The sequence below is a fragment of the Clostridium neonatale genome (assembly GCF_900465025.1).
GTDB classification, from domain to species: Bacteria; Bacillota; Clostridia; order Clostridiales; family Clostridiaceae; genus Clostridium; species Clostridium neonatale.
On sequence record NZ_UICR01000001.1, the window covers coordinates 954535 to 968378 of the forward strand.

At 28.7% G+C, this 13844-nt stretch carries 13 protein-coding genes and 1 other annotated feature; of the genes, 11 read left to right on the plus strand and 2 right to left on the minus strand.

Going from position 1 to position 13844, the window contains the following annotated elements:
* Positions 1–28 precede the first annotated feature (28 nt).
* From CNEONATNEC86_RS04380 to CNEONATNEC86_RS04410, 7 genes are all read left to right on the plus strand, one after another.
* Positions 29–1276, plus strand: a complete 1248-nt coding sequence (locus tag CNEONATNEC86_RS04380; protein WP_058294044.1) for a magnesium transporter — start codon at positions 29–31, stop codon at positions 1274–1276.
* 103 nt (positions 1277–1379) lie between these two features.
* Positions 1380–1618 (plus strand) — a binding site (T-box leader).
* 160 nt (positions 1619–1778) lie between these two features.
* Complete coding sequence (cysK, locus tag CNEONATNEC86_RS04385) at positions 1779–2690, plus strand: cysteine synthase A (protein ID WP_058294045.1); 912 nt, start codon at positions 1779–1781, stop codon at positions 2688–2690.
* A gap of 43 nt (positions 2691–2733) precedes the next feature.
* Positions 2734–3324 (plus strand): serine O-acetyltransferase EpsC, encoded by a 591-nt coding sequence (gene epsC / locus CNEONATNEC86_RS04390; RefSeq protein WP_058294046.1) that lies wholly within the window; start codon positions 2734–2736, stop codon positions 3322–3324.
* Between the two features lie 10 nt (positions 3325–3334).
* Complete coding sequence (queG, locus tag CNEONATNEC86_RS04395) at positions 3335–4333, plus strand: tRNA epoxyqueuosine(34) reductase QueG (protein WP_058294047.1); 999 nt, start codon at positions 3335–3337, stop codon at positions 4331–4333.
* A 175-nt stretch (positions 4334–4508) separates the two neighbouring features.
* Positions 4509–5213: a lysophospholipid acyltransferase family protein gene (locus CNEONATNEC86_RS04400; protein WP_058294048.1), complete on the plus strand. Its 705-nt coding sequence runs from the start codon at positions 4509–4511 to the stop codon at positions 5211–5213.
* A gap of 12 nt (positions 5214–5225) precedes the next feature.
* Positions 5226–5864 carry an endonuclease III gene (gene nth, locus CNEONATNEC86_RS04405; RefSeq protein WP_058294049.1) on the plus strand — a complete coding sequence of 213 codons (639 nt, stop codon included), beginning with the start codon at positions 5226–5228 and terminating at the stop codon, positions 5862–5864.
* Positions 5865–6109: 245 nt separating this feature from the next.
* The gene (locus CNEONATNEC86_RS04410; protein WP_159135582.1) at positions 6110–7018 is read left to right on the plus strand and encodes a D-alanine--D-alanine ligase; all 909 of its coding nucleotides are present in this window, start codon (positions 6110–6112) and stop codon (positions 7016–7018) included.
* 137 nt (positions 7019–7155) lie between these two features.
* Here the strand turns inward: CNEONATNEC86_RS04410 and CNEONATNEC86_RS04415 are convergent, their stop codons facing one another.
* Positions 7156–8619 (minus strand): sensor histidine kinase, encoded by a 1464-nt coding sequence (locus CNEONATNEC86_RS04415; RefSeq protein ID WP_230131911.1) that lies wholly within the window; start codon positions 8617–8619, stop codon positions 7156–7158.
* 10 nt (positions 8620–8629) lie between these two features.
* Positions 8630–9343, minus strand: coding sequence for a response regulator transcription factor (locus CNEONATNEC86_RS04420; protein ID WP_058294051.1), 714 nt, complete (start codon positions 9341–9343; stop codon positions 8630–8632).
* A 246-nt stretch (positions 9344–9589) separates the two neighbouring features.
* Between CNEONATNEC86_RS04420 and CNEONATNEC86_RS04425 the strand changes: the two genes are divergently transcribed.
* From CNEONATNEC86_RS04425 to CNEONATNEC86_RS04440, 4 genes are all read left to right on the plus strand, one after another.
* Positions 9590–10534, plus strand: coding sequence for a glycoside hydrolase family 25 protein (locus tag CNEONATNEC86_RS04425; protein WP_159135583.1), 945 nt, complete (start codon positions 9590–9592; stop codon positions 10532–10534).
* 151 nt (positions 10535–10685) lie between these two features.
* Complete coding sequence (locus CNEONATNEC86_RS04430) at positions 10686–12170, plus strand: VanW family protein (RefSeq protein ID WP_230131908.1); 1485 nt, start codon at positions 10686–10688, stop codon at positions 12168–12170.
* A gap of 214 nt (positions 12171–12384) precedes the next feature.
* Positions 12385–12846 carry a tRNA (cytidine(34)-2'-O)-methyltransferase gene (locus tag CNEONATNEC86_RS04435; RefSeq protein ID WP_058294054.1) on the plus strand — a complete coding sequence of 154 codons (462 nt, stop codon included), beginning with the start codon at positions 12385–12387 and terminating at the stop codon, positions 12844–12846.
* Positions 12847–12862: 16 nt separating this feature from the next.
* Positions 12863–13699: a DegV family protein gene (locus tag CNEONATNEC86_RS04440; protein WP_058294055.1), complete on the plus strand. Its 837-nt coding sequence runs from the start codon at positions 12863–12865 to the stop codon at positions 13697–13699.
* The last annotated feature ends 145 nt before the right edge of the window (positions 13700–13844 follow it).

Genomic DNA, 13844 nt, shown 5'->3' on the forward strand with positions numbered 1-13844 from the left:
TGTGAATAAAAAAGGAGGAATCTAAATTATGAAATTATCTACATTCCTATATTCTATTATTTTAGGGAAAAAGGTATATGATGAATTTGGCGATGTCTTAGGAAGTCTAAAAGATATTTATGTTACTACAGAAGATGGATATCCACGTGTTATTGGTTATAAATTAAAAAAAGATGGAGTGACTTTCCATTATGAATTTAAATATATAGAATTTAATGAGAAAGATGGTAAAGTAAAAATTAAAACTAGAGGAAGTAAAGAAATACTTCCTATGAGATATAGCTATCTACTTTCAGAGAATTTATTAGATAAAAAAATAGTAGATATCAATGGGAAAAAAGTTGTAAGTGTTAATGATTTAAGAATAGCAAAAATAGCTGGTGAATATAGGGTAATAGGAGTAGAAGCGGGTCCACTAGCAAAATATAGACGTTTAGGTATAGGTGGATTAGCTAAATTTATATTTAAACTTTTTAGAAAAGATACTACTGATAAGATGCTACGATGGGACGATGTTGAATCTTTAGAAATGGTAGATAATAATTTAAAGATTAACTTGCCATATAAAAAGTTATCAACACTTCACCCCGCTGATCTTGCAGACATACTAGAAGAATTAGACTCAACATCAAGAAAACAGGTATTAGAATCATTAGATGAAGACTTAGCAGCAGACACATTAGAGGAAATAGATTCAGAATATAAATCAGAGATAATAAAGGAATTATCAGATAGTAAGGCAGTTGAAGTTTTAGAGAATATGCCTAACGATGAGATTGCAGATTTATTAGATGATTTGAATGAAGAAGAAAGAGAAAAAATATTATTAAATTTGGAGCGAGAAGATGCAGAAGAAGTAAAAGAACTTTTAAATTATGAAGATGAAACTGTTGGAAGCATAATGAGTAAGGAGTTTATTTCAGTAAATCTGGATATAACAGTTGGTGAAACAATCGATATATTAAAAGAAATGCAGCCAGATGAAGAGGTTATGTATTATATCTATATAACTGACAAAGATGAGCAGATTCAAGGTGTAGTTCCAATACGAGATTTAATTATAAATGATTCAGAGATCAAAATAAAAGAAATAATGGATGAAACTGTGTCAAGAGTGAGATTTGATGATGAAATTAACAAAGTTATTAAAGTAGCTGCGAAGTATCATTTGAATTCTGTTCCAGTAATTGATGCAGATGAAAAATTAATTGGGATTGTAATTATTCACGATTTAATAGATGAGTTTCTTTATCCACTTTGGAAAAAGAAAAATTAATATTTATGGAAAAAAATACTTGATAAGGTGTTGACCTTTTTTTATATAAGTCATATAATGAATATATAAAGTTTATCAGAACACTCGGAATAAAAAATTAAGAATAAAGACTATGAAAAAGGAAAGTAACATAAAGGAATGTTAACAGAGAGAAAAGAAGGCTGAGAACTTTTCATCAGAAATTTATGTGAAGTGCCCTTTGGAGTTGAAATCAGAATATAAGAGTATGATTCTCCGGATTCACCCGTTATAGTGATATAGCATAATAATGTGCTGAAACCAAAGAGGAATTATTAATTTAATTCAATTAGAGTGGAACCGCGGATTTACTTCGTCTCTATAGTTTTATAGCGACGGGGTTTTTTTATATACATTTATAAAAGTTAATTCACAGGTTTTATGATTAAAACATAAATTTTCATGCATGATAATTTAAAAACACTTAAGATTAAAGCAATTAAATAGATTTAAAATAAGTATAAAATAGTAGGAGGACAAGCGTATGATTTATAATGGAGTATTAGAATTGATAGGAAAAACACCAATTTTAAAGGTGAACAATTTAGTGAAGGATGACAATATCGCAGATATATATGTTAAATTAGAAAAGTTTAATCCAGGTGGAAGCGTAAAAGATAGAGCTGCACTAGGAATGATAGAAAAAGCTGAAAAAGAAGGATTATTAAAGCCGGGATCTACTATAGTAGAGCCAACAAGTGGAAATACAGGTATAGCATTAGCCCTTATAGGAAAATTAAAAGGCTATAAAGTAATAATAGTAATGCCAGAGACAATGAGTAAGGAAAGAAGAGATTTAATTAAAGCTTATGGGGCAGAACTTGTTTTGACAGAAGGCGCAAAAGGAATGAAAGGTGCCATCGAGAAAGCTATAGAAATAGGTGTCGGGGATGAGTATTTTATACCACAACAATTTGAAAATATAGCTAATCCAGAAAAGCATTATGCAACAACTGCAGAAGAAATATTTACTGATATTCCAGATTTAGATGCAGTGATTGCAGGAGTAGGAACTGGTGGAACAATTACTGGTGTAGCTAAAAATCTTAAAAAGAAAAATTCAGCCATAAAAGCAATTGCAGTTGAACCAGATGCTTCACCAGTATTAAGTGGCGGAAATCCAGGCGGCCATAAGATACAAGGAATAGGCGCAGGATTTATTCCAAGCATATATGAAAAAGAATTTATCGATGAAGTAGTAAGAGTAAAAGATACAGATGCTTTTAAAACTGCAAAAGCTTTTGCAGATAAAGAGGGTGTATTAGTTGGAATCTCAAGTGGTGCTGCTATATATGCAGCAATAGAATTAGCTAAAAAACTTGGAAAGGGTAAAAAAGTGTTAGCAATTGCACCAGATGGTGGAGAAAAATATATATCAATGGGATTATATGAGTAATATTATTACCACAAACTGAATTTATTGAAGGAGAGGAAGGAACTTGTTTAAACGACTCAATTATGACCTAGAAAGAATATTAAAAGAAGACCCGGCTGCAAAGAGTAAATTAGAAGTATTATTTTTATACCCTTGTGTGCATTCAATTATAGCATATAGATTAACACATTTTTTATATAAGCATAAATTATTTTTCTTAGCAAGATTGATTTCACAGCTATCTAGATTTTTTACAGGTATAGAAATTCATCCAGGGGCCAAAATAGGAAAAGGACTATTTATAGACCACGGTATGGGAGTTGTAATTGGTGAAACAGCTGAAGTTGGAGATAATGTAACTATTTATCATGGAGTAACTCTAGGTGGTACGGGAAAGCATACTGGAAAGAGACATCCTACAATTGGAGATAATGTGCTGATAGGAACTGGAGCCAAGGTACTTGGGCCTATTATAGTTGGAAATAATGCTAAGATAGGAGCTAATTCGGTTGTTCTCCACAATGTTCCAGAAGGTGCAACAGCTGTTGGAATTAGAGCAAAAAATATAGTGAAAGCTAAGTCTAATTCAAGTATAATTGAAATAAGTGATTTAAAAGGTCGCCGTAAAAAAATATTTAATGATATGGTTATTTAGAGGAGTTAAAGTGGGAGTAAAAGAAGACATTATTAATTATTGTTTTTCATTAGGTATAAATTCAGTAGGTTTTATAAGATGTAGAAGGTTTGAAGAATTGGAAGGCTTTTTTAAAGAAAGAAAAGCTTTGAACTTAGAAAATGAATTTGAAGAAAAAAATATAGACCTTAGAATAGAAGGCAGGGAATGGTTTAAAGAGGGAAAGACTATAGTTTCTATAGCTTTCCCTTATCTTTCTTTAAATATAGATAATAGAATAGATAATGGATTTTCACTTTATACTAGAGGAAGTGATTATCATTATGTTGTAAATAAGTATTTGAAGAATATAATAGATATAATCGAAAATTATGGTGGGAAGGCAAAGGCTTTTGTGGATAGTAATACACTTCCAGAAAGATATTTAGCTTATATTTCTGGAGTTGGATTTATAGGAAAGAATAATATGATAATAACAAAGGAATATGGATCATATGTTTTTTTAGGTGAAGTTATAACAGATTTAGAATTTTATGAAGAAGATAAACGAAGTTTTGAAGAAATTAATCTTTTTAAAGAATGTGGAGATTGTACTATATGTTATAGTGAATGCCCAACCAAATCGATTAATAGTATAAAGAAAAATTGCAATATTTGCTTATCATACATAACACAAAAAAAAGAACTTGAAGATTGGGAAATTAAGAAGCTGGATGGCAGAGTTTTTGGTTGTGACAGCTGTCAATTGAAATGCCCATACAATAAAAAAGCAAAATTATCATCAATAAGAGAGTTTGATAGCTTAGAGTTTATGAATGATAATAACGAAGATTTTATTATAAATATGGGAAATGCTGAGTTTAAAAATAGCTTTAAATTAACATCCTGTGGCTGGAGAGGAAAGAATATTTTAAAAAGAAATGCTTTAATAAGAAAGCAATTATATTTAAAAGATAATATGCAACATAAAAAATTTGAATCTCCATATCTACAGAAATATCTGGAAAAATTAGTGTTGAAAAATGAATAGGGATAACTTATAGTGTTATTATAGGATAAACTACATTATATAGTATTAAAAATGAATTTATACAATATTATAGTAGTGTCATATAGTTATATATAAAAATTGCACGAAAGTATAAAAGAATATATAATGTAAATAGTGTAAATTTAATATGTTTATTTTAGAAAGGCTGATTAGAATGTTATCACCAATTACAGTTAAAATAATAGGAATGCTGCCAGAAGGATTTGTAATAAAAGTTGCTAAAAGCATTGCTAATGGTTATATAAAAAAATATGCTAACATTAAAATTGAAGGATTGGATAATATAGATAAAGTCAAAAAACCAAGAATATTTATATGCAATCATCTTAGTAATTCAGATGGATTAATTTTATCTAAAATACTTAAGGAAAAAAGTGATCCAACATTTGTTGCAGGAGTAAAGTTATCTGATGATCCAATAACTAATCTTGGAACTAAGATTGTGAAAAATATAGGGATAAAACCAAATTCTGCTGATAAAGAAGCTATTACTAATATTGTTAAGGTTTTAAAGGGCGGAGAAGATATTTTGATATTTCCAGAAGGAACAAGAAGTAGAACTGGAGCTATGATAGAAGGGAAAAAAGGAATACTTCTTTTTTCAAGAATGTCTAAAGCTGAAATAATTCCAATTGGAATGAGTGGAACCGACAAGTTGCTACCAATCAGTGAAGATGGAGATATGGGAAGAGAAAAATGGTATCATGCAGATGTTACTATAAAAATAGGAGAGAAAGTAGAATTTCCTCCAAGAGAAAAAGATGAGGATAGACATGCATACGAAGATAGATGTATGGACACACTAATGAGAAGTATAGCTAAACTTTTACCAGAAAGCTATAGAGGTGTTTATAAATAAGGAGAATTTATAATGAAAGCAAGGACAAAAAAAATTGTAGAGATATTAAAAGAGACATATCCAGATGCTAAGTGTGAATTAAATTATGAGACACCACTTCAATTGCTTGTAGCTACAATTTTGTCTGCACAAACTACAGATAAAAAGGTCAATGAAGTAACTGAAGGTCTATTTAAAGATTATCCTGATTTAGATGCTTTTCTTACAATAACAAACGATGAACTTGAAGAAAGAATAAAACAAATAGGTTTATATAGAAATAAGGCTAAGAATCTTATAATGATGTTTAATCAAGTTAAAGAGAAATTTAATGGTGAAGTCCCTCAAACAATGGAAGGAATAACTTCTCTTGCGGGAGCAGGCAGAAAGACAGCAAATGTTGTTTTGTCAAATGCATTTGGAGTTCCATCAATAGCAGTAGATACTCATGTGTTTAGAGTATCTAATAGATTAGGATTAGCTAATTCAGAGAGCGTGTTAGAAGTTGAAAAGCAACTTCAAAAGGAGTTACCTAAAAAAGAATGGTCGCTTATGCATCATATGTTAATATTTCATGGAAGAAGATGTTGTACAGCTAGAAATCCTAAGTGTAGTGAATGTCCACTTAATAAAGAATGTAAATATGATAATAAAACAAGAACAAAAAAATAACAATTTTCTTTTATAATAAAAATTATATATTTTGAAATTGTAAGCTGAAAAAATCCACCACTAATTTTATTTTATAAATTAGTGGTTCTTTTTTTTACAATAGATTTTAGTAAAATATATATAAAGATAGTTATTTTAATAATTGATATAAACACAAATTATGATTAAAATTAATAATTGATATAAGCACAGATTATAATTAAAACTATACAATTAGATCAAATATAAATTTTGGAGGTATTTTTATGAAAATTGGAGTAATAATGGGCGGTATATCATCAGAAAGAGAAATTTCATTAAAAAGTGGTATGTCTATAGTTGAAAATATTGATAAAGAAAAGTATGATGTTGAATCAATTATAATAGATAAAAAAGAAGATATAATAAATATGGTTAAAGGTATAGATTTTGCTTTATTAGCATTGCATGGAAAATTTGGAGAAGATGGAACAGTTCAGTCGGTGCTTCAAACACTAGGAATACCATACTCAGGCTGTGGGCCTTTAAGCAGTGCAATGTGTATGGATAAGGATGTAACAAAATCAATGTTGAAGTCAGCGGGAATAAGAACAGCACCATGGATTAATTTAAGAGAAGATGATAATGTTGATTATGATGAAATAAATAAATTAGGTTATCCAGTTGTAGTTAAGCCAACACATGGAGGATCTAGTGTAGCTACATTTATTGTAAAAGAGGAAAAACAAATTGAGGAATGCGTAGCAGAAGCATTTAAATGGGATAATGAAGTTATGATTGAGAAATTCATTAAAGGTGACGAAATAACATGCCCAGTATTTGCAGATAAAATGATGCCAGTAATAGCTATTAAACCTAAAAAAGGTGAATTCTTTGATTTTACATCAAAATATGAGGATGGCGGTTCAGAAGAAATTGTGGTTGAGCTAGAAAAAAGCTTACATGAAGAAGTAGAAAAAATGGCTTTGGAAACTTATAAAGCTTTAAAATGTGAAGTTTATTCTAGAGTTGATATGATTGTTACAAGCGAAGGAACACCTTATATATTAGAAGTAAATACATTACCAGGTATGACTAAGAATAGTTTAATTCCTAAAAGTGCAGCAGCATTAAATATAGGATTTACTCAATTAATTGATATGATAATTCAGGATTCATTAAAAGTGCAAAGATAATCTAATTTAAATGATCAATTCTCAATATTTAATTTTCAATGAAAGATAATTCTTAAAAGAAAAATTTATAGTATCTATAAATCACTTTAGAATTTTAGAGGTCATTGATAATTGATAAGTGAAAATTGATCATTTTTTTAAAGTTTTAGTTTTATATAAAAATTAATGTTATTACCTATTGATTGAGCCCAAATAGCACCGCCATGCAATTCAACAATATTTTTTGATATGGCAAGACCTAGACCGGATCCCCCAGTGTTAGAATTTCTAGATTCATCAGTTCTGTAAAACCTATCGAAAAGTTTATCAGCTTTTTCCTTAGGAATATGCTCTCCTTTATTTCTAAAAACTATCATTGCATAGTTATTATCTTCATATAGTGCGACTATTATTTCTCCAGGTTTATATGAATACTTAATAGCATTAGTTAATATATTTTCAAATACCCTAAGCATTTTTAAAGTATCCATTGAAATAATTAGCTTCTCATTTTCAAATTTTTTATAAACAGTGAGATTATTTTCATCAAGTATTGGAAAAAACTCTTCTAAAAGCTGAGATAAAAATTCAGAAAGATTAACGCTACTTTTAGAAAGTGATATACCATCGTTGTTTAACTTTGTATATTCAAATAAATCTTCAATAAGTAATTTTAATCTTTCAGCTTTTGAAAATGCAATGTTTAAGTATTCACGCATCTCTTCTTCATTTTTATATCTATTATCTATTACAAGACCTAAGTATCCCATAACAGATGTTAATGGAGTCCTAAGATCATGAGATACATTTGTGATTAGATCAGTTTTTGTTTTTTCAGCTGCTCGTTCAGCTTGAATTTTTTCTCCTATTTCTTTTGCCATATTATTTATATTATAGGCTATATTCCTGATTTCATCATCGCCTTTTTCTTTTATTCTATAATCTAAATTACCATTTGCAATTATTTTTAATCCAGAAGCAATTTCATCTAGATATTTCATCTTATGATTGGTTATAATAACAAAACTTATAATGAAAACAATAAAAGTAAGAAGCAATGCGAAATGTGAATTGGAAACATTGACAACATTATAAGTTATTGTGGCTTCAGGAAGTTTTGAGTATATTAAATAAATTCTTTCGTCATTAATTTTAAGTGGCATTATATAATTTTTTTCTTTAGGCATATTTGCGCTTTCGTAATTAACATTTGTCATAGCATTTTTTAAAGCTGTATAAATATCAATAGAATCTTCGGCTACATTCGTGGTTTTAAAAAGAATTTTACCATCTAAATCTGTTATATAACACTTAGCGTTATCAGAATATTTATTTAATTCACTTTCTATAATTTCTTTATCAGAGAGTGTTAAATTTTCTTTACTTTCTATATTTTTTAAAAGATCGTTTGCTTGTCGCTCTATTGAATCATAATCATAAGTGATTTGAGGCTCTGTATATTCTCTTTTAAGAATATTATTAGTAAAGTTATAAAAAAGAAACGATATTAAAAAACATATAGCAACAACAAACATAAGCTCAAACTGAATAGATTTTTTTATTTTGTTTTTGAGTTCATCCAATAAAGTATTCAGTGAAGGGATCCTTTTAAATTTATCGATTAGTTTCTTTTTATTTTTCAACTTTATAGCCAACCCCCCAAACGGTTTTAATAAATCTTGGATTTCTTGGATCTTGCTCTATTTTTTCTCTTATCTTTCTTATATGAACCATAACAGTATTATCAGAAGCCATAAATTCTTGATTCCATACGCTCTCATAAATGTTTTCTATTGAAAAGACTTTACCACGATTTTTAGCAAGCAGTGAAAGAATATCAAATTCAGTTGGAGTGAGCCTAAGAATTTCTTCATTCAATATTACTTCATGTGTCTCTAAGTTAATGATTAAATCATCTATTTGAATTATATTTTCATTAACTTTAGAAATATCATTTAAAGTTTTATTGTTTGTAAATTTATGAAATCTCCTTAATTGTGATTTTACTCTTGCAATAAGTTCTAATGGATTGAATGGTTTGGTTAAGTAATCATCGGCTCCCATATTCAAACCCAGAATCTTATCTATGTCTTCACTTTTAGCAGATAACATTATTATTGGCATTTCTCTTATTTCTCTTATTTTTAAACATGTTTCAATTCCATTTAATTTAGGCATCATAACATCTAGAATTATTAAGTCTATTTGATTTTTTTCAAGAAGAACTAAAGCTTCTTCCCCATCAGCAGCTTGTAGTGTATTATAGCCTTCGCCTTTAAGATATATTTCAACTAAATCTCTAATCTCTTTTTCATCATCTACAATTAAAATATTTTCTTTATCCATAAAATCATCTCCTATAAATAATAATATACATATTTCTATATTAATAACAATTTAATTGGTATTCATGTATAAATATATTTTAAACTGAAGACCTTAATATATCTAACAAAAGTTCTTAATATTTTATAAATTATTTTAGAATTTACGGCTTTAAAATATACATGAAAATTATAGATAAAAGTATTCACAAATTTAAATATATATGAATATTTTATATATTAGAAAAGTATTATTTGTGGAGGAAATATGCAAGATAAAAATTCTAAAAGTCTATTTGGTATTGATATAAATGAATATACTCAAAATGTTCAGTTTAATATCTTAGCAACTAAAATAGATTTTTTATATTTAAGAGCTTCAGGTTCAGGAAGTGGAAGATTTAGAACAGATAGAAAATTTTTACAATATACAGTAGAATCTAGAAATTATGGTATACCAGTAGGCGCATATCATTTTGCTGTTCCATCTTATGATTTGACTACTGCAGATAATCAATGTGATGATTTTATTGATGTATTACAACAAGGTTTTGGAGAACGAGATTATGGAGATTTAATGCCAGTATTAGATGTGGAAGTACCTGTGGATACAGCAGAAATTTCAACAACAGCATTAATAAATTGGATAGATAGGTTTAGAAAAAGGTTTGAAAAGCAAACAAGAAGAAGATTAATGCTTTATACGGGACTATTTTTTATAGAATTATATAATAACTTTTATATTCAAGGAAGAGGATATCCATTAAAGAATATGCCTTTATGGTTTGCTATGTACACTAATGTACCAACTAATCCTGCAGTTCCTCCAGATATAGGGGGATGGACTAGATGGAGAATTTGGCAGTATAGCGAAAATCAAATAGTCCAAGGAGTTGGTAATCCAGTGGATGCTAACTGGGGACCTAACAGTATAGATTTATTAACACAACCAGATGATGTGAAAGGGCTAAAGGCCAGATTGGAAAATGGCAACATATATGTAAGTTGGAACAGGAATGAAGATACTGATTTATTGGGATATAATATCTTTGTTAATAACGAATGGGTAGCAACTGTTGATAAAGATGATACAAGTTACATTATAAATAAAAATAAATTTAAAATACCTAAGCCGGGAAATATTTCTGTAACAATAGAGGCATTCGATTATGATGGAGAAACATCAAAAAGAAGAGCTAAAGTAATGCTATAATTATATGTTTATTGTATTTTGACTGATATATTTTTATATCATATATCAGTCGAAATATGATATAATATTGTAGCATTGATGAAAAATATACATAATATAAATTATCATCAAATTTTTAATATAAATATTTTATGAAAGGAGGAAAATTTGCGTGGGGAGAAATAGAAGTAAAAAGAAAAGATCAAATAATAATGCTAATGATGTAAAAAGAAAAGTTATTACTGTTATGCTTGCTATAGTTATCGTTGGAGCTGTTTGCTTATCAGCATATACATTGGCTACAAAAAAAGTAGTTGGAAAATGGGAAGATAAAGTATATCCAGGAATCACTATAGATAATATAGATATTGGTGGTATGTCAAAAGAAGAAGCAAAAGCAAAGTTAGAAGAACATCTAAAAAGTGAAATAGCTAATAAGAGTTTACACATAAAAGTTAAAGATCAAGATTTCGAACTTATTTATTCAGATATTAATCCACAATATGATATTAATGATGCAGTTGAACAGGCATTTAAATTTGGAAAAGATCATGGTGTTTTAGAAAAATATTCTATAATTAAAAAGGGAGAGGTTCAACAAGTACCTATTAACTTTACATATGATGAAGAAAAACTAAAAGAATTTGAAAAAACAATAGAGGATAAAGTTAATGTAAAACCCAAAAATGCCCAAATAAATATTTCTAATGGAAATATTTCCGTTGAAAGTGAATCTGATGGAAAGTCTATAAATATTGATGAGTTGGATTCAAAAATAAAAGAAGCACTTAAATCAAATACAAATGAAACAATACAATTAGAATTAGAAACTACAAAAGCAAAAATCACAGCAGAAGAGTTATCAAAAATTACTGGTCCTATGGGAAGCTATTCTAGTTCTTATGGAACTTCAGCACCTGGGAGATCTACTAATATTGAGTTAGCAACTAAGAGTATTAACGGTACTATACTTATGCCAGGAGAGGTTTTTAGTTTTAATGATGTAGTTGGAGATAGATCAGTAGAAAGAGGATATCAAGAAGCAGGAACTTATGTAGGTAATAAGGTAGAGCCAGGAATTGGTGGCGGAATATGTCAAGTATCATCTGCATTATATAGAGCTGCGATGAGAGCTAATATAAGATCAACAGAAAGAACTAATCATTCTATGGTGGTTGGATATATGGAACCAGGATTAGATGCAACTGTAGCTTATGGATACTTAGATTATAAGTTTAAGAATACATATGACTTTCCTATATATATAGAAGGAATAACAGCAGGTAAAGTTGTTACATATACAATATATGGAGATCCATCTGCATTAAATGGAAAAAAATATGATATGACAAATGAAATTCTTGAAGTGCATCCACCTGAAACTAAAGAAGTTCTTGATCCTAACCTTCCAGAAGGCGAACGCGTAGATGAAGGTGGGGCCATGACTGGATATAAAGTCAACTCATATCAAATAACATATGAAAATGGAGTTGAGATTAGCAGAGAGCTTATATCAACTGATAATTACGCTAAAGTTGATTCAATTGTGAAAGTAGGAACTATGAAGGCAGAAAAAGAAGAGGCTACAGAACCATTAGAGCCACCAGCTGTAGGCCAAATATCAGAAGAAAATCAAATGCCTCCAGAAGTTAATTAGTTAAATCAATATAAGAAATATAGAAGAGCATATGGATCTATGAGAAATTTATAACATAAATATACATAGTCAATATGCTTTTTTATTTTATTATAAATCAATATACTAATAAAGTTTAGAATTTTTGACTTGTATTAAAGCATATAGTATAATTTTTAAATGAAATAATCAGCCTAACAATATATAGTTAAAAGAATTTAAAGAAGGTGAAGTTTTGAATTTTAATATAGTTCTATATCAACCAGAGATACCACAAAACACAGGGAATATTGCAAGAACTTGTGTGTTAACACAAAGTAAGTTACATTTAATAAAGCCATTAGGATTTGATATAAATGAAAAACAAGTAAGAAGAGCAGGATTAGATTATTGGAACGAACTTGATTTAGAAATACATGAAAGTTATGAGGATTTTCTTGCTAAGTATGGAGATAGGAGAATATTTTTATCAAGTACTCATGCAGAGAAACATTATGATGAAGTTGAATATAAAGATGGTGATTTCATAATGTTTGGAAGGGAATCAAGTGGTGTTCCAGAAGTTGTTCATAATAATCATGAAGGATTTAGAGTACCAATGGTAAAAACAAGCACTAGAAGTTTAAATCTATCTAATACTGTAGCTATTGTAGCATATGAGGCATTAAGGCAAATTGGATTTCCAAATATGAAATAGAAGAGGAATGAGGCAGATGGAAAAAATAAAGATTATTACAGATAGTACTGCAGATTTACCTAAGGAAGTATATGAAAAATATGATATAGAAGTTTTACCCTTACTAATAAATTTTGGAGAAGAAAGTTACTTGGATGGAGTAGAAATAACCCCAGAAGTGTTATTTGAAAGAATTGAAAAAGAAGGAAGTCTTCCTACAACAGCGCAAGTTATACCAAATAGATTTATGGATACGTATAAGAAGTATCTAGATGATGGGTATAAAATTATATCTATTCATATTTCTTCAGCAATGAGCGGAACATATCAATCAGCATGTATAGCAAAAGATACATTAGAGTCAGAAGAGATTTTTGTTATTGATTCTAAAAATGTTACTGCTGCACTTGGAATGTTAGTATTAAAAGCTGCTATCCTTAAAGAAAATGGATATGGAACTAAAGAAATAGCAGAAGAATTGGAGAAAATAAAATTCAATATTAAGAGTTCAATTCTTTTTGAATCATTAGATAACCTTGTTAGAGGTGGAAGAATATCTAAAACAGCTGGAATTGTAGGAAGCGTGTTAGGAATAAAATTAATTCTTGAAATTAAAGATGGTCTTATGTCAGTAAAAGATAAAATAAGAGGAAGTAAAAAGGCAATTAAGAAGATAATAAGTGATTTGGAAAGTAATGATTTAGATAATGATGTTCCAGTAATATTGATTGAGGTAGATAATCCAGAAGTTACAAATGCGTTAGAAACATATTTGATTGAAAACAAGGTTAATTATATTTTATCACCAGTTGGAACAACAGTATGTATTCATTCTGGACGTAAATGTTGCGGATTAGTGTTTTTAAATAAATAATTAAAGTAGAGTATAAAATCCTAGTTATATTAAAATATTAACTAGGATTTTATTTTTATCTAGAAATGAATACTTGTCAAAAGATTAGATGTAGGGTTATACTATAATTAATCATTTAAAAGAGGAATATGCCTACTATGAATAC